The following is a 17,620-nucleotide window of genomic DNA, read 5'->3' on the forward strand; positions in this document are numbered from 1 at the left end:
GCGTTTTCGCGCGGGAAAAGTCTTAAATGTCAGGCGGTGTCATCACCGCCTTCTGTTTTTATGTCATTGTCTGGAGTAAACCAACATGTCTGACGGCTGGAATATTGCGCTATTGGGCGCAACAGGCGCAGTAGGGAACGCTGTACTGGAATTGCTGGCAGAACGCCAGTTCCCGGTTGGTGAATTATATCTGCTGGCGAGCGAAAACAGCGCCGGTGAAAGTGTGCGTTTTGATGGTCGCACCCTGCGCGTGCAGGATGCGGCTGAATTTGACTGGACGCAGGCGCAGCTGGCGTTTTTCGCTGCCGGACGTGAAGCTTCCGCGCGTTACGCGGATGAAGCCGCGAGCCAGGGTTGCCTGGTGATCGACAGCAGCGATCTGTTCGCGCTGGAGCCGGATGTCCCGCTGGTGGTGCCGGATGTAAACCCACAGGTGCTAGCCGATTATCGCAATCGCAATATCGTGACGGTGGCCGATGCGCTGGTAAGCCAGCTGTTAAGCGCTATCAAACCGCTGGTGGATACGGCGGGGTTAAGCCGTTTGCAGGTGACCAATCTGATGTCGGTTTCCAGCCACGGTAAAGCGGCAGTGGATGGCCTGGCGGGCGAAAGCGCACGTTTGCTGAATGGTGTACCGGCAGATGAGCACTATTTTGGTCGTCAGTTGGCGTTCAACCTGTTGCCGCAGTTAGCGGATAGCCATGGCAGCGTGGAGAGTGAACGTCGTCTGGTGGATCAGGTGCGCAAAGTGCTGCAGGACGAAGGCTTGCCAATTGCCGTCAGCAGCGTGCAGGCACCAGTGTTTTACGGCAACACGCAGATTGTGCATGTCGAAAATTTACGTCCGCTGTCAGCCGAAGAAGCGCGAGATGAACTGGCGCGTGCTGATGACATCAACCTCAGTGAAGACGGTGAATATCCGACGCCCGTCAGCGATGCATCAGGCAATGATGCGCTGAGCATTGGCAATGTGCGTAATGATTACGGTCTCCCTGAGCTGCTGCAATTCTGGTCCGTGGCTGACAACGTTCGTTTCGGCGGCGCACTGATGGCGGTAAAAACCGCTGAGAAATTGGTGCAGGAGTACTTCTATTAATGTTGTCTGAAGAAACGACATTTAAGCTGGCGTTAGGCATTGAGTACGACGGCAGCCGTTACTACGGCTGGCAGCGACAGAACGAAGTGCGCAGCGTGCAGGAAAAGCTGGAAAAAGCGCTGTCGAAAGTGGCGAATCACCCGGTGGTGGTGTTCTGCGCCGGACGCACGGATGCCGGTGTGCACGGTACCGGGCAAGTGGTGCATTTCGAAACCACCTCGCAGCGCGCCGACAGCGCCTGGACGCTGGGCGTCAATGCCAACCTGCCGGATGACATCGCGGTACGTTGGGTGAAAGCGGTGCCGGAGGAATTTCATGCCCGCTTTAGCGCCACCGCGCGTCGTTACCGCTATGTGATTTTCAATCAGCGGCTGCGACCGGCGATTCTTGGCAACGGCATCACCCATTTTTATCATCCGCTGGATGTCGAGAAAATGCAGCGTGCCGGTCAGTGTTTAATTGGCGAGAACGACTTTACCTCGTTCCGTGCGGTGCAGTGCCAGTCGCGCACGCCGTGGCGCAACGTGATGCACCTTAACGTCACACGTTACGGACCTTATGTGATTGTCGATATCAAAGCCAACGCGTTCGTGCACCACATGGTGCGCAATATTGTCGGCAGCCTGATGGAAATTGGCTGCGGCAACCAGCCGGAAAGCTGGATGGCTGAGTTGCTGGCGGCAAAAGATCGTACTCTGGCGGCAGCGACCGCTAAAGCCGAGGGGTTGTATTTGGTGGCGGTGGATTACCCATCTCACTTTGCGTTACCTCAGCCTGCGTTGGGACCGTTGTTCCTCGCAGATTAATTTAAATGAGTCAGGATGTTTGGGAGCCGGAACATTATGGAATTCATCCACTTTTTGATCGACTTTATTCTCCATATTGATGTGCATTTAGCCGAACTGGTGGCGCAGTACGGCGTCTGGATTTACGCCATTCTGTTCCTGATCCTGTTCTGCGAAACCGGTCTGGTGGTCACACCGTTCCTGCCTGGGGATTCGTTACTGTTTGTTGCTGGCGCGCTGGCGGCACTGCCGGGTAACGATCTCAACGTGCATTTAATGGTCACGCTGCTGGTGATTGCTGCCATCCTCGGCGATGCGGTGAACTACACTATTGGTCGGTTGTTCGGTGAGAAGCTGTTCAGCAATCCGAACTCGAAAATTTTTCGTCGCAGCTATCTGGATAAGACCCACGCCTTCTACGATCGCCACGGTGGCAAAACCATTATACTTGCGCGCTTTGTACCAATCGTGCGAACCTTTGCCCCCTTTGTGGCGGGGATGGGACACATGTCTTATCGCCACTTTGCGCTCTTCAACGTGACGGGCGCACTGCTGTGGGTGCTGTTGTTCTCCTATGCCGGTTACCTGTTTGGTGATTTGCCGGTGGTACAGGAGAACCTAAAACTGCTGATTGTTGGCATCATTGTGGTCTCAATTTTGCCAGGCGTGATTGAAGTATGGCGCCATCGCCGTCAGGCACATCAGCAGAAGCCACAGTAAGGCTGTCACCAGATTTTTATCCACAGCGTGAACGGGTTGTGGTTTAATGAGCGACATTTACGGCCTGCTGAAGGTGATTTCAGCAGTCACAAGAAGACTGGACCAGGTCAGCATTAAACAGAAAGGTCATCAATGAGCTGGATTGAACGCATACTGAATAAAAGTACCACCACGCCAACGCGCAAAGCCAGTATCCCGGAAGGGGTCTGGACCAAATGCGATAGCTGTGGTCAGGTGCTGTACCGCGCCGAACTGGAGCGTAACCTCGAGGTCTGCCCGAAGTGCGACCACCACATGCGCATGCACGCCCGTGAGCGTCTGCACACCATGCTGGATGAAGGTTCTCTGGTTGAATTAGGCAGCGAGCTGGAACCAAAGGATCTGCTCAAGTTCCGCGATTCTAAGAAGTACAAAGATCGTCTGGTTGCCGCACAGAAAGACACCGGTGAGAAAGATGCTCTGATCGCCATGAAAGGCACCCTGCACGGTATGCCCGTGGTGGCGGTGGCTTTTGAGTTCTCCTTTATGGGCGGCTCAATGGGCTCTGTGGTTGGCGCGCGCTTTGTGCGTGGCGTTGAGCAGGCACTGGAAGATAACTGCCCACTGATCTGCTTCTCTGCCAGTGGCGGTGCCCGTATGCAGGAAGCGTTACAGTCGCTGATGCAGATGGCAAAAACCAGCGCAGCGCTGGCGAAAATGCAGGAGCGCGGCTTGCCGTACATCTCCGTGCTGACCGACCCTACCATGGGCGGTGTGTCTGCCAGCTTCGCGATGCTGGGCGATCTGAACGTGGCGGAACCGAAAGCGCTGATCGGCTTTGCCGGTCCACGCGTTATCGAACAGACCGTGCGTGAAAAACTGCCACCGGGCTTCCAGCGCAGTGAATTCCTGATCGAAAAAGGCGCGATCGACATGATCATCCGTCGTCCGGAAATGCGCTTTAAGCTGGCCAGCCTGCTGGCGAAAATGATGAACCTGCCAGCGCCGCTGCAGGATGGTGATCAGCCTTCCACGGCTGTGCCAGAGAGCAACGAGGCCTGACAGGCAACGAAAAGCGGTGGTTAAACGCTTTTCACCAATGAACCGTAAACACCCAGTCATTCGAGTTGCAGCAAGGCGGCAAACGAATGAATCCCCGGCAGCTTCCCCAGTAAGGGATCGGGGGTGATTGAGTGCAGCCCACGCCGCTGCGGCTTGAATGACGATGTGTAAGATGAGTAAACGGGACACATGGACACTCTGCAGCTTCCTCAAGCCACGTCGCCTTTGGCCACGTGGCTTCATTATCTTGAACACCTGCATTCTCAGGCCATCGAATTGGGCCTGGATCGTATTCAACGCGTCGCCGCACGCCTTGATCTGCTAAAACCCGCTCCGTTTATCTTCACCGTTGCCGGTACCAATGGCAAAGGCACCACCTGCCGCACGCTGGAAACGCTGTTGATGGCCGCAGGCTATCGCGTGGGCGTGTATAGCTCGCCGCATCTGGTGCGCTACACCGAACGCGTGCGCGTGCAGGGCTCCGAGCTGGATGAAGCGCTGCACAGCGCCAGTTTCGCCAGTATTGAAGCTGGACGCGGTGACATTTCACTCACCTACTTTGAATTCGGCACCCTCTCTGCACTGAATCTGTTCCGTGAGGCCAATCTTGATGTGGTGATCCTCGAAGTGGGTCTTGGCGGACGTCTTGATGCCACCAACATCGTGGATGCGGATGTGGCGGTGATCACCAGCATCGCGCTCGATCACACCGATTGGCTGGGGCCGGATCGCGAAAGCATTGGTCGCGAAAAAGCCGGCGTGTTCCGTGGTGGCAAACCTGCAGTCGTCGGTGAAGCCGATATGCCGCACACCATCGCTGAGGTAGCGGCGGAGAAGGGCGCTCAGCTGCTGCAAATCAACCGTGACTGGCAGTGGCAGAAGCAGGAAAACAGCTGGACGTTGCAGGATGCACACGGTGAACTGCGCGACCTGCCGTTGCCGCAGGTGCCGTTGCCAAATGCGGCGACCGCCCTCACTGCGCTGCGCGCATCAGGACTCAATGTCAGCGAAGCGGTGATCCGCGAACACCTGCCTCTGGCGATTCTGCCCGGACGTTTCCAGACGGTGAGCGAATCACCACGCGTGATTCTCGATGTGGCACATAATCCGCATGCGGCGCATTATCTGGCTTCACGTCTGGCGGAGTTGCCGAAAAGCGGTAAAGTGCATGCAGTGGTCGGCATGTTGCATGACAAGGACATCGCGGGGACGCTGGCCGCGCTGGCACCGCAGGTGGATCGCTGGTTCTGTGCACCGCTTGACGGTCCGCGTGGCGCCACCGCCGATGAGCTGATCGCCCACCTTGAAGGTGGCAATACGTATGATAACGTCGATGCAGCATGGCAGGCCGCGCGTCAGCAAGCCGCGCCTGAGGATGTGATTCTGGTGTGTGGTTCTTTCCACACCGTTGCACAGGTTATGGAATCGATGTCAGCGGAGAATGGCAGTGGCAAGTAAGTTTCAAAATCGCTTAGTCGGTACCGTCATTTTGGTGGCGATTGGCGTCATCGTGCTGCCGGGGCTGCTCGACGGCAAGAAAAAGCATTACAAAGAAGAGTTCGCGGCGATTCCGCTGGTGCCAAAGCCGGACGATCAGCAGGATAGCGAAATGGTGCCGCCGGTGACGCAACCGCTCCCGGCGCAGCCGCCGGAAGGGGCGAGCACGGCGCAAACCCCGGATAACGGTAAAGCCAGCAGCTCGGCCAGCAATGGCAATGCGCAACCGGTGCAGAACAGCGAGCCTACGCTGGTGACACCGCCGCCGGTGCATCAGCAGACGAAGCCGGTTGAGCAGCCGAAGCCAAAAGTGGTCGAGCAGCCCAAACCTAAGCCGGTTGAACAGCCGAAGCCAAAACCGGTCGAACAACCGAAGCCCAAAGTGGTAGAACAACCGAAACCGGTTGAGCAGCCAAAAGCGGTCGAAACACCGAAACAGAGTGAACCGGAAGCGGCTCCTGCGGGGCAGGCGTTTGTGGTTCAGCTGGGTGCGCTAAAGAACGCGGCCAAGGTCAGTGAGATTGTGGCGCAACTGCGTCTGTCAGGATATCGTGCCTTTACCGTGCCATCCACGCCGGTGCAGGGACAAATCACGCGCATTTATGTGGGGCCGGATGCCTCAAAAGCGAAGCTGCAGAGTTCGCTGAGTGAGCTACGAAGCATCTCCGGGCTGGGTGGCGTGGTGAAACCGTACGGCACGCGTTAATGCTGTGATAAGCCGCGCCGATAGCAGTAAAAGGCGCGGTATAGCACAAGCGGTTAAGCGAAAATGTTGTGGTAAAGCTGTTTTATATCAGTGAGTTAAATTGCTGATTTTACTCAGGGCGAGGAAAGTTTTTTTCATCGCCCTTTTTATGGATACAGAACCGGAAAACCCTACGCAAACGTTTTCTTTTTCTGTTAGAATGCGCCCCGAACTGGATGCAGGGGTGCATAAGCACTGGGTTGGAAGCGTTCATGATCTGGATTGATTACGTCATTATTGCGGTAGTTGGTTTTTCGGCTCTGGTCAGCCTGATTCGTGGGTTTGTCCGGGAAGCCTTATCTCTCGTTACCTGGGGATGCGCGTTTTTTGTCGCCAGTCATTACTACACCTACCTTGCAGTCTGGTTTACAGGTTTTGACGACGAACTGGTTCGCAACGGCATCGCGATAGCGGTGTTATTCGTTGCCACTCTGATTGTGGGTGCCATCGTGAACTATGTGATCGGCTCGCTGGTGGAAAAAACCGGCTTGTCGGGAACCGACAGGGTGTTGGGGGTCTGTTTCGGGGCGTTGCGTGGCGTGCTGATTGTTTCCGCTATGCTCTTCTTCCTCGATACATTCACCGGCTTTTCCAAAAGCCCGGACTGGCAACAGTCGCAACTCATTCCCCAGTTCAGTTACATCATCAGGTGGTTTTTCGATTACCTGAAAAGCACGTCCAGTTTTATACCCCGGTAACGCCACCGGGAGTGCGGCCAATGAGGAAATGACAACATGTGCGGTATTGTTGGTATCACCGGTTTTATGCCAGTAAACCAGTCGATCTATGACGCGTTAACGGTGCTGCAGCACCGCGGGCAAGATGCCGCCGGCATTTGTACCATCGATGCGCTTAACTGCTTCCGTCTGCGTAAAGCGAATGGCCTGGTGAGCGATGTCTTCGAAGCACGCCACATGCAGCGTTTGCAGGGTAATATCGGGATTGGTCATGTTCGCTATCCAACCGCGGGCAGTTCCAGCGCTTCTGAAGCGCAGCCTTTCTACGTAAACTCCCCGTATGGCATCACGCTGGCGCACAACGGCAACCTGACCAACGCGCACGAACTGCGTAAGCATCTGTTCGAAGTGGGTCGCCGTCACGTTAACACCACCTCTGATTCTGAAATCCTGCTGAACATCTTTGCGCAGGAGCTCGACCGTTTCCAGCATGACCCGCTGGAAGCTGACAACATTTTTGCTGCGGTAGCGGCAGTGCACCAACAGGTGCGCGGCGCTTACGCAGTGGTTTCGATGATTATTGGCCATGGTTTAGTTGCGTTCCGCGATCCTAACGGGATTCGCCCATTAGTGCTGGGTAAACGCGTGATTGCTGATGGTCGCACCGAATATATGGTGGCGTCAGAAAGCGTGGCACTGGATACTTTAGGCTTCGAGTTCATCCGCGATGTGGCGCCTGGTGAAGCGGTGTACATCACCGAGCAGGGACAACTCTCCACGCGCCAGTGTGCTGAGAATCCCAAAACCAACCCTTGCCTGTTCGAATACGTCTACTTTGCGCGTCCAGACTCCTTCCTTGATAAGGTGTCGGTCTACAGCGCACGTGTGCGTATGGGCACCAAACTCGGTCAGAAAATTGCCCGCGAATGGGAAGACCTGGATATCGATGTGGTGATTCCTATCCCGGAAACCTCCACGGATGCCGCGCTGGAAATCGCCCGTATTCTCGACAAGCCATATCGTCAGGGCTTCGTGAAAAACCGCTATGTGGGCCGCACCTTTATCATGCCAGGCCAGCATATGCGTCGTAGCGCGATTCGCCGCAAACTGAACGCCAACCGTGCTGAGTTCCGTGATAAGAACGTGCTCCTGGTTGACGACTCCATCGTGCGTGGCACCACGTCTGAGCAGATCATTGAAATGGCGCGCGAAGCCGGTGCAAAACGTGTTTACCTGGCGTCTGCCGCGCCGGAAATTCGTTTCCCGAACGTCTACGGTATCGATATGCCGAGCGCTACCGAACTGATCGCGCATGGTCGTGAAGTGGAAGAAATTCGTCAGCTGATCAAAGCCGATGCGCTGATCTTCCAGGACCTCGATGATCTGATCGAAGCAGTACGTGAAGAGAACCCGGATATCGCACAGTTTGAGTGCTCGGTATTCAACGGCGTTTACGTCACCAAAGATGTCGACCAGCAGTACCTCGAGTATTTGCAGTCACTGCGTAATGACGATGCGAAAGCGATTCAGCGTCAGAACGAAGTGGAAGGCCTGGAGCTGCATAACGAAGGCTAACCGCCTCGTGGTGCTCATCTTTAACAGGGCGGGGGAGACTCCGCCCTGTTTGTTTTTGTATTTTTGCTCAGTGAGCGGCTATCATTGCCGCAATCTGAACGGGCAGGGCTGAATAATGAAACGACTGATCATTGGTATTTCCGGCGCCAGTGGCGTGATATACGGCGTGCGATTGTTGCAAGTGCTGCAACCTTTGGCCGATGTGGAAACCCATTTGGTGATCAGTCCGGCTGCGCGTCAGACGTTATCGCTGGAAACGGATTACAGCCTGCGTGATGTGCAAGCACTAGCTGATGTGGTGCATGACGTACGTGATATCGCTGCCAGCATCTCATCAGGTTCCTTCAAGACACTCGGCATGGTGATTTTACCCTGTTCAATGAAAACCCTCTCCGGCATCGTGCACAGCTACAGTGATAGTTTGCTGACGCGCGCCGCCGATGTGGTGCTGAAGGAGCAGCGTAAACTGGTCCTGTGCGTGCGCGAAACGCCGCTGCATCTTGGGCATTTACGCATGATGACCACGGCCGCGGAATTGGGCGCACTGATCATGCCGCCGGTGCCCGCTTTTTATCACCGCCCACAAAAAATTGAAGATCTGGTCGATCAAACCGTCAATCGCGTCATTGATCAATTCGATATTGAGCTGCCGCAAGACCTGTTTACCCGTTGGCATGGCGCATAATGGTGCAATTTTGCACTAACTGTGTGCAATTTCGCGTGCCCGATCACTCTTCGTGCATCTTGTGCACCAAAAGTTAACAATGTCGCTTTTTCTTCCTCACGCCGCTGTTATATTTCCCTCACAAACTAAGTGCTTGCGCCCCTGAAGGGCGCGGTATTTAGTGCGCCTGAGCACGCTTTCGCCGTTTTGCATAACTGGCATGAAACCTGCAAATCATTCAGCGCAAACACACATCACGACCATATAACAATAAGCACTTCACTTGAGGGTTACCTATGAAAAAGCGAGTTCTGGCTCTTTCCCTGATGCTGGCCATGTCCAGCGCTGCGAGCGTGTTCGCTGCGGTACCAAAAACGCTGCGCATCGGGACAGACCCGACCTACCCGCCGTTTGAATCCAAGAATGCACAAGGCCAGTTAGTCGGCTTTGACATCGATCTGGCGAACGAAATCTGTAAGCGTATCGAGACCAAATGTACTTATGTGGAAAGTGATTTTGATGCACTGATCCCGTCGCTGAAAGCGAAGAAGATCGACGCTATCATCTCTTCTCTCTCCATCACCGAGAAACGTCAGGAAGAGATCGCCTTCTCTGAAAAACTTTACGCCGCCAATGCGCGTTTAGTGGCGAAGAAAGGTTCCAGCCTGCAACCGACCATTGAATCGCTGAAAGGTAAAAACATTGGTTTGCTGCAGGGCACCACTCAGGAAACCTACGCGAACGAAAACTGGCGTCCTAAGGGTGTTACTGTAACGCCATACGCCAACCAGGATCTGGTGTATCAGGATCTGGATGCAGGTCGTATCGATGCGGCTTTCCAGGATGAAGTGCAGGCGAGCGAAGGCTTCCTGAAACAGCCAGTGGGCAAAAACTATGCGTTTGCCGGTCCAGCGGTTAAAGATGACAAAATCTTTGGTGTCGGTACCGGTATGGGCTTGCGCAAAGATGATGCTGACCTGAAAGCAGCCATCGACAAAGCGTTCGATGCCATGCGTAAAGATGGCACCTACGACAAGATTGCGAAGAAGTACTTTGATTTCAACGTGTACGGCGATTAATTGTCCTGTTTTCTGACCTTGATGATTGATTTGCAGCAGGGTTGGTCATAACTATTCACTCCGGGCGCTTACTTATGTAAACTCCCGGGGTTCATACGCTTGCCGCCATCTACCCTGTGATTCAAATCCTGGTCAGGACTGTCCGTTAGTTGGGCAGCGTTTGTTATTTTCCCTCACGACAGGATCGAACCCATGCTGTATGGCTATTCTGAAGTAATCCTAAAAGGCACCCTGGTGACCCTTGAGCTGGCACTCAGCTCCGTGGTGCTTGCCTTAGTGCTTGGCTTAATGGGCGCTGGCGCCAAACTCTCTCGCAGTCGCCTGCTGGTGATGATTGCTGAAGGCTACACCACCTTAATCCGCGGTGTACCTGATCTGGTTTTGATGTTGCTGATCTTCTACGGTCTGCAAATCGCCCTCAATACGGTCACTGATGCGCTGGGCATGGCGCAGTTTGATATCGATCCGATGGTGGCCGGTATCATCACACTTGGCTTCATCTATGGTGCCTATTTCACCGAAACCTTCCGGGGTGCTTTCCTCGCTGTGCCAAAAGGGCAGATTGAAGCGGCTACCGCTTTCGGTTTCACCGGTTCGCAAACTTTCCGTCGTATTTTGTTCCCGGCGATGATGCGTTTTGCGTTACCAGGTATTGGCAATAACTGGCAGGTGATTCTCAAAGCCACAGCGTTGGTGTCGCTGCTGGGGCTGGAAGACGTGGTGAAAGCCACGCAGCTGGCGGGTAAAAGTACCTGGCAGCCGTTCTACTTCGCAATCGTCGCGGGGGTGATTTATCTGGTGTTTACCACGCTGTCGAACGGCGTGCTGTGGTGGCTTGAACGCCGCTACACGGTGGGTGTGAAAAGGGCAGAGCTATGATCGATATTATTCAGGAGTATTGGAAACAGCTGCTCTGGACCGATGGTTACCGTTTTACCGGCGTCGCCATTACGTTGTGGTTGTTGATTCTTTCCGTGGTGATCGGTGGTTGTATGGCGGTGTTGCTAGCGATTGCGCGTGTGTCGCCAAATCGTTATATCTCAACGCCCGTCTGGCTGTTCACCTATGTCTTCCGTGGTACGCCGCTGTATGTCCAGCTGCTGGTATTCTATTCCGGCATGTATACGCTGGAAGTGGTGAAAGGATCGGAGCTGCTGAATGCCTTCTTCCGCAGCGGCCTGAACTGTACGCTGCTGGCCTTTACGCTGAACACCTGCGCTTACACCACCGAAATTTTTGCCGGGGCCATTCGCGCGGTTCCCCATGGCGAAATTGAAGCGGCACGCGCTTACGGTTTCTCCCCGTTTAAAATGTATCGCTGCATCATACTACCGTCGGCGCTGCGTACCGCGCTGCCAGCCTACAGTAATGAAGTGATCCTAATGCTGCACTCCACCGCGCTGGCATTTACCGCCACGGTGCCGGATCTGCTGAAAATTGCGCGTGATATCAACTCGGCGACCTACCAGCCGTTTACCGCGTTTGGCATCGCTGCGGTGCTGTATCTGATTATCTCTTACGTGCTGATTAGCCTGTTCCGCAAGGCGGAACGCCGCTTCCTGGCGCACGTGAAACCTTCTTCATCGCATTGAGTATCACTATGGCTGACAACAAATTAAGCGTTACCGAACTGCACAAGCGTTACGGTGAACATGAAGTTTTGAAAGGCGTATCACTGCAGGCGAACGCCGGCGATGTGATCAGCATTATTGGCTCGTCCGGTTCCGGGAAAAGTACCTTCTTACGCTGCATTAACTTCCTCGAAAAGCCGAGCGAAGGCACCATTTCGGTTAACAACGAGCAAATCAATCTGGTGCGCGATACCGATGGACAGCTGAAAGTGTCCAACAAAGAGCAGCTGCGTTCACTGCGCACTCGTCTGACCATGGTGTTCCAGCACTTTAATTTGTGGAGCCATATGACGGTGCTGGATAACGTCACCGAAGCGCCAATCCAGGTGCTGGGGCTGAGCAAAGCCGAAGCGCGTGAGCGTGCGATTAAATATCTGGATAAAGTCGGCATTGATGAGCGTGCGCGTGCTAAATATCCGGTGCATCTTTCGGGCGGTCAGCAGCAGCGTGTGTCCATTGCCCGCGCCCTGGCGATGGAGCCGGAAGTGCTGTTATTTGATGAACCGACTTCTGCGCTGGATCCCGAGTTAGTCGGCGAAGTGCTGCGCATCATGCAGAAACTGGCTGAAGAGGGTAAAACCATGGTGGTGGTGACGCATGAGATGGAGTTTGCTCGTCATGTTTCCAATCACGTGATTTTCCTGCATCAGGGCAAGATTGAAGAGCAGGGCTCGCCAGATGAGCTTTTCGGCAACCCGAAAAGCCCACGTTTGCAGCAGTTCCTTTCGGGATCGCTGAAGTAAATTTTGCACGATGGTTAAGGCGATGGAAGCGGGGGCAGAGGAGTAAAGCATCCCGCGCCAGGGATGGCGCGGGATGAGGCCCAGGGATGGTTTATGCCGTCTTTACGATCTGCCCCCGCTTCCTGAGCAGGCGCTGAAAACTTACTCTCGCAGTAACCTCAGCGCCGTATCTTCATCGGTTACCAGTCCCGATACCCAGCCGCCCTGCAAGGCAGCCCGAATCGCCGGGTACTTACGCTCGCTGCCGGAAAAACCAATAATCTTGCGCTGTGTCTGGCTCTCCAGCAATACGCTGGTCAGTAGCTCATCGGTTTCGCCCCACACGCGCTCACCTTGCTGATTGAAAAAGTGACCGAGCATTTCGCCCACCACGCCGCGTGCATTCAGTGCCTCAACCTGTGCATCGGTGATAAATCCTTCGGCATTTAACGGACAACCCGGCATCACTTCCCCAATCCCCACAAAAGCCACGTCCGCCTGCAATGCGCGATCGGTGACGCGCTGATACACCTGATGCTGCACCCACATCGCTTTATCCTGTGGTGTGTCGGCGTACAGCGGCGCAGGAATGAAGAAATATTTGCCCTGCATCTTTTCGGCCATTTTCAACGGCACATCGTAGCGTGTACCGGAATCATCGCGTGCAATCGCCCCAATCATCGAAACGCACTGATGCTGCGGACGATCCACCCACGGCAATGCATCGATCATTGAGCGTAGAGTCTTGCCCGAACCAATGCCAAACACCTGCGGCGTTTCCTCATTGATGAACTGTGACATCACCGCCGCGCCTTCCACCGCCAGCATTTGTTGAATAGCGTCATCATTCAGATTGGCCGACGGCACCACGCGGCACAGATCCAGACCAAACTTCTCCTGCACCTCGCGCGCCAGTTGCAAACAGTGCGTGACGGGATGATCGATTTTCACGCTCACCATGCCCATCTCGCGTGCGCTGGAGACCAGGCGCTGCGCCACCTGACGTGATAATCCCAATGCCTGCGCAATCTCTTGCTGCGTGACGCCTGCAACGTAGTACATCCACGCGGCACGTGCGGCCAGCTCCTGCTTTTTCTCTTCTCTGCTCATCACGCTGTTCCGTCAAAACTGATGCGACATCTTAGCGCGTGTTTTACGAAAAGCACTAACTGAGCAAAAGCCCTAAAAAAGAGCAAATGTATTATTTGTGATAAGGCTCGCAGAACGATCCTCACCACGCACACTATGCTACCTGTCATCGGGCAAATGCCCTGTCTTGTGGCAAATGTTTAATTGAGGCGATTATGACCAATCAATCAGTGTGGATGCACATCGGCGCGGGATCTTTCCATCGGGCACATCAGGCGTGGTATCTGCATAAACTGCGCGAGCAGGGTGAAGAAAGCTGGAGCATCGCGCTCGGCAATATTCGCAATGACGCGGTGCCGTTGCTCAATCAGCTCGCGGCGCAGAATGGCGAATATGTGCTGGAAACCGTGACGCCAGAAGGTGAGCGCGATTACGAAACCATCACCTCGCTGCGCAAAATCTTGCCGTGGGACAGTGAAATTAGCGCGCTGGTTGAGCAGGGGGCCAATCCGCAAACCCGTGTAATTGGCTTTACCGTGACTGAAGCGGGCTACTACCTGACACCTGAATTTAAATTGGATCTCAATCAGGCAGACGTGAAGGCCGATCTGGGTGGCGACTTCCGCACTATTTATGGCGCACTTAGCCGCATCCTGACAGCGCGTGTTGCACAAGGTGGCACGCCGGTCACACTGCTGAACTGTGACAACCTGCGCCATAACGGCGAGCGTTTCCGTGAGGGGTTCCTCGCCTTCCTTGCCGCCAAAGGCGATACCGCGCTGGCAGATTGGGTGCGCACGCAGACCACTTCACCGAATACCATGGTCGATCGCATCACACCGCGCCCTACGCCGGATGTGGCGGAGCGCGTGCAAGCCGCAACCGGCAAACAGGATGGGGCAGCGGTGATGGCAGAGTCCTTTATTCAGTGGGTGATTGAAGATGACTTTATTGCCGGGCGTCCGGCGCTGGAAAAGGTCGGCGTTGAGCTGGTGGAATCGGTGCTGCCGTGGGAAGAGGCGAAAATCCGCATCCTCAATGCGACACATGCCGCGATTGCCTGGGCGGGCACGCTGATTGGCTTGAACTATATCGATGACAGCACACGTCATCCGGCGATTTATCAACTGGCGCACGACTACGTCACTCAGGATGTCATTCCCTCCCTGTCGCCCAGCCCGCTGGATTTAGCCGATTACCGCGACGTGGTGCTGGCTCGCTTTAGCAACCCATACATCAAAGACACCAACCAGCGCGTGGGTGCCGATGGTCTGTCAAAAATTCCCGGCATGGTGACGCCAACCCTGCAGGAGTGCTACCAGCGTGGTGCGCAGCCCAATGCAACGGCAGTGATTCCGGCGCTGTTCTTCCTGTTTATGCAGCGCTGGGCCAATGACGATCTGCCGTATTCCTATCAGGATGGTGCGCTACAGGCCGATGCGCTGCGTAACCAGTTCGCCAGTGCCGATCCGCTGAAGGCCTTCCTGAGTGATAACGCGCTGTTTGCGGAACTGGCCAACGATAAGGCGTTTCACGCGCTGGTGACCCGTCGTGTTGAGAGTTTGCAGCAGTGGCTGAAACAGCCAGAACTGGCGGCGGTGTAATCATGTATCTCGGCATCGATATCGGCACCTCAGAACTTAAAGCGCTGATCGTTAATACACACGGCGAGATTGTGGCGTCTCAGCACGCCACGCTGGCTGTGCAGCGCCCACATCCCCACTGGGCAGAACAGGATCCCGAACGCTGGTGGCAAGCCTGCACTGAAGTGCTGGCGGCATTACGTCATCAATCCCCTGATGCGTGGGCCGCGATCCGTGCCATCGGCTTATCCGGTCAGATGCATGGCGCTGTGCTGCTGGATGCGGACGGCAAGGTGTTGCGTCCATGCATCTTGTGGAACGACACGCGCAGTGCGCCGCAGTGTGATGTGCTGCGTAAATGCTATCCGCAGATGATGGCGATCAGCGGCAACATGATCATGCCCGGCTTCACCGCGCCGAAACTGCGCTGGGTGGCAGAGCATGAGCCGGCAATCTTCAGCCGCATCGATAAGGTTTTGCTGCCAAAAGATTACCTGCGCTGGCGTCTTACCGGGCGCTTTGTCAGTGAACCTTCCGATGCTGCCGGCACGTTGTGGCTGGATGTGGCGCAGCGTGATTGGTCTGATGAACTGCTGGGAATAACGGGCCTGACGCGCGCGCAGATGCCTGAGCTGGTAGAAGGCAGCGCGGTGAGTGGCCACTTGCAAGCGGCACTCGCGAGCGAGTGGGGCTTATCCACTTCGGTGACGGTGGCCGGTGGTGGAGGTGACAATGCCGCTTCAGCGGTCGGTGTGGGTGCGGTCAATCCCGGTGATGCCTTTATCTCATTGGGCACGTCCGGCGTGATCTTCGTGGTGAACGATCGCTTACAGGCCGATCCGCAATCTGGGGTGCATGCCTTCTGCCATGCGTTACCGGGCCGCTGGCATCAGATGAGTGTGATGCTCAGCGCCGCCAGTTGTCTGCGCTGGCTGTGCAATCTGCTGTCGGTAAGCGAAAGCCAGTTGATGGAGGAGATGGCACAGCTCAGCGATGAACAACTGCGCCGCGCACCGGTGTTCCTGCCTTATCTGTCAGGCGAGCGTACACCGCATAACGATCCTGACGCCTCCGGTTCTTTCTTCAATCTACGCCACGAAACGCCGCGTGCCTTGCTGGGCTATGCGGTGATCGAAGGTGTGGCATTTGGGCTGGCGGATGGGTTAGCCGTGCTCGGTGACGCTCAGCATCACATTCAGCAATGCAGCCTGACCGGCGGTGGTGCGCGTAGCACGCTGTGGGCACAGCTGATTGCCGATGTGCTGCAACTGCCTATCGTCACCCACCCGGCCAGCGCATCCGGTGCGCTGGGCGCCGCGCGTTTAGCGTGGCTGGCGGATGGCGGTCTTGAGCATGAGGTGTGTCTGAAACCGGCGATACAGGCGCGCTACCAACCGGACGTGACACGCGGTGCGGTGCTGCAACAGCGGCTGCGTCTGTTCCGCGAACTCTACATCCAACAACAACAGGTGCGCAGCTTGCTGCCTGCATAACGGCTTACCAAACAGAAGGTGATGGTGATGCAATCGAACGAATACTGGTTTGGCTTACCGAAAAAGATGTTCTGGGGCTTCCTCGCTATCGCGATTTTCATGGCGGGTGATGGCTTTGAAATGGCGTTTCTGTCGCGCCATATCACCGACATGGGCTTTACACCTGCGCAATCTGCGGTGGTGTTTACTTTCTATGGTTTAGCGGCGGCGCTGGCGGCCTGGGCGTCGGGCGTGGTGGCTGAGCTGATCACCCCGCAGCGCGCGATGATGATTGGCTTTTTGCTGTGGATCGTGATGCATGCGCTGTTTATGTCGCTGGGGCTTGGTCTGCGCAACTATCCGCTGATGGTGCTGTTCTACGGCATCCGCGGGCTGGCTTATCCGCTGTTTATCTACTCGTTCATGATGATGCTGGTGCAGGTCTTGCCACGTGAGAAACTGGCAGCAGCTACCGGCTGGTTCTGGGCAATGTATTCCGTCGGCATCGGCGTGGTCGGCAGCTATTTGCCAAGCCTGACCATCCCGATGCTGGGGGAAACCGGGACGCTGTGGCTGGCGATTATCTGGGTGGCCTGTGGTGGAATTCTGGCGTACTTCAGTCTGCGCAACGTGCCGGTGGATCGCTCACGTGTGAATTTGCCGATGCGTGACAAAATGACCGAGATGTCGCGGGCCGTGACCATCCTGTTCACAAATCAGCACGTGTTTTATGCCTGCCTGATTCGCATTATCAACACGCTGTCGCTGTTTGGTTTTGCCATCATCATGCCACTGCTGTTTGTCGATCGTCTCGGCTTCACTATCTCTGAATGGCTGCAGATCTGGGCGGTGTTCTTCTTTGTCACCATTTTCACCAACATCTTCTGGGGCATCACCGGTGAGAAGCTAGGCTGGATCAGTCAGGTGCGCTGGTTTGGTTGCCTGGGAATGGCGATTTCCAGTCTGATGTTTTATTACCTGCCGCTGTATGTCGGTCACAACTTCTGGGTGGCGCTGATTCCGGCAGTGATGCTGGGGATCTTTGTGGCGGCATTTGTACCGATGACGGCGGTATTTCCAACGCTGGAACCGCATCATAAAGGTGCCGCCGTCTCGATCTACAACCTGTCGGCGGGCCTGAACACAGGAGAGCACACGGCTGAAAACCCGTAACATTAAGAAAAATTGTCATCCGGCTTCTTCTTCATAAAAAAAAAAATATGTAAAAGTCAAAACTTATCCGC

Annotated in this window: 16 protein-coding genes and 1 pseudogene; 16 read left to right on the forward strand and 1 reads right to left on the reverse strand. The window is 55.3% G+C overall.

Going from position 1 to position 17,620, the window contains the following annotated elements; translation table 11 throughout:
* Window positions 1-85: 85 nt before the first annotated feature.
* From H7A81_RS10955 to hisP, 13 genes are all read left to right on the forward strand, one after another.
* Window positions 86-1,096, forward strand: coding sequence for an aspartate-semialdehyde dehydrogenase (locus H7A81_RS10955; protein ID WP_058962341.1), 1,011 nt, complete (start codon window positions 86-88; stop codon window positions 1,094-1,096).
* A complete protein-coding gene (truA, locus tag H7A81_RS10960; RefSeq protein WP_097116567.1) occupies window positions 1,096-1,902 on the forward strand; it encodes a tRNA pseudouridine(38-40) synthase TruA in 807 nt (268 codons plus the stop codon). Before H7A81_RS10955 ends, truA begins: the two co-directional genes overlap by 1 nt.
* A gap of 36 nt (window positions 1,903-1,938) precedes the next feature.
* Complete coding sequence (locus tag H7A81_RS10965) at window positions 1,939-2,601, forward strand: DedA family protein (RefSeq protein ID WP_182057495.1); 663 nt, start codon at window positions 1,939-1,941, stop codon at window positions 2,599-2,601.
* 132 nt (window positions 2,602-2,733) lie between these two features.
* Window positions 2,734-3,642, forward strand: coding sequence for an acetyl-CoA carboxylase, carboxyltransferase subunit beta (gene accD / locus H7A81_RS10970; protein WP_034825118.1), 909 nt, complete (start codon window positions 2,734-2,736; stop codon window positions 3,640-3,642).
* Between the two features lie 189 nt (window positions 3,643-3,831).
* Window positions 3,832-5,100: a bifunctional tetrahydrofolate synthase/dihydrofolate synthase gene (gene folC, locus H7A81_RS10975; RefSeq protein WP_182057496.1), complete on the forward strand. Its 1,269-nt coding sequence runs from the start codon at window positions 3,832-3,834 to the stop codon at window positions 5,098-5,100.
* Window positions 5,090-5,845: a cell division protein DedD gene (gene dedD, locus H7A81_RS10980; protein WP_182057497.1), complete on the forward strand. Its 756-nt coding sequence runs from the start codon at window positions 5,090-5,092 to the stop codon at window positions 5,843-5,845. Before folC ends, dedD begins: the two co-directional genes overlap by 11 nt.
* A gap of 251 nt (window positions 5,846-6,096) precedes the next feature.
* Complete coding sequence (cvpA, locus tag H7A81_RS10985) at window positions 6,097-6,582, forward strand: colicin V production protein (RefSeq protein WP_034825265.1); 486 nt, start codon at window positions 6,097-6,099, stop codon at window positions 6,580-6,582.
* Between the two features lie 36 nt (window positions 6,583-6,618).
* Entirely contained in the window at window positions 6,619-8,136 is a 1,518-nt protein-coding gene (gene purF, locus H7A81_RS10990) for an amidophosphoribosyltransferase (protein ID WP_034825114.1), read from the forward strand.
* A gap of 115 nt (window positions 8,137-8,251) precedes the next feature.
* Window positions 8,252-8,821, forward strand: coding sequence for a UbiX family flavin prenyltransferase (locus tag H7A81_RS10995; protein WP_182057498.1), 570 nt, complete (start codon window positions 8,252-8,254; stop codon window positions 8,819-8,821).
* 275 nt (window positions 8,822-9,096) lie between these two features.
* Window positions 9,097-9,879: a lysine/arginine/ornithine ABC transporter substrate-binding protein ArgT gene (gene argT, locus H7A81_RS11000; RefSeq protein ID WP_034825110.1), complete on the forward strand. Its 783-nt coding sequence runs from the start codon at window positions 9,097-9,099 to the stop codon at window positions 9,877-9,879.
* 192 nt (window positions 9,880-10,071) lie between these two features.
* On the forward strand, window positions 10,072-10,758 hold the full coding sequence (locus H7A81_RS11005; protein ID WP_038645701.1) for a histidine ABC transporter permease HisQ: 687 nt from the start codon (window positions 10,072-10,074) through the stop codon (window positions 10,756-10,758).
* Complete coding sequence (locus H7A81_RS11010; protein ID WP_034825106.1) at window positions 10,755-11,471, forward strand: ABC transporter permease; 717 nt, start codon at window positions 10,755-10,757, stop codon at window positions 11,469-11,471. Before H7A81_RS11005 ends, H7A81_RS11010 begins: the two co-directional genes overlap by 4 nt.
* A gap of 8 nt (window positions 11,472-11,479) precedes the next feature.
* On the forward strand, window positions 11,480-12,253 hold the full coding sequence (gene hisP / locus H7A81_RS11015; protein WP_038645703.1) for a histidine ABC transporter ATP-binding protein HisP: 774 nt from the start codon (window positions 11,480-11,482) through the stop codon (window positions 12,251-12,253).
* A 141-nt stretch (window positions 12,254-12,394) separates the two neighbouring features.
* Here hisP and H7A81_RS11020 read toward each other — a convergent pair whose 3' ends face one another.
* Window positions 12,395-13,342: a sugar-binding transcriptional regulator gene (locus H7A81_RS11020; RefSeq protein WP_160833453.1), complete on the reverse strand. Its 948-nt coding sequence runs from the start codon at window positions 13,340-13,342 to the stop codon at window positions 12,395-12,397.
* 194 nt (window positions 13,343-13,536) lie between these two features.
* Here H7A81_RS11020 and dalD point away from each other — a divergent pair, with 194 nt between their 5' ends.
* The 3 genes and pseudogenes from dalD to H7A81_RS11035 all read left to right on the forward strand — a co-directional run.
* Window positions 13,537-14,925, forward strand: coding sequence for a D-arabinitol 4-dehydrogenase (gene dalD, locus H7A81_RS11025; protein WP_182057499.1), 1,389 nt, complete (start codon window positions 13,537-13,539; stop codon window positions 14,923-14,925).
* Between the two features lie 2 nt (window positions 14,926-14,927).
* A complete protein-coding gene (xylB, locus tag H7A81_RS11030) occupies window positions 14,928-16,397 on the forward strand; it encodes a xylulokinase (protein WP_182057500.1) in 1,470 nt (489 codons plus the stop codon).
* A 27-nt stretch (window positions 16,398-16,424) separates the two neighbouring features.
* Window positions 16,425-17,519, forward strand: a pseudogene (locus H7A81_RS11035) (MFS transporter); the annotation flags it as partial.
* Window positions 17,520-17,620: the final 101 nt, after the last annotated feature.

The organism is Pantoea sp. ME81, assembly GCF_903970985.1.
GTDB classification, from domain to species: domain Bacteria; phylum Pseudomonadota; class Gammaproteobacteria; order Enterobacterales; family Enterobacteriaceae; genus Pantoea; species Pantoea communis.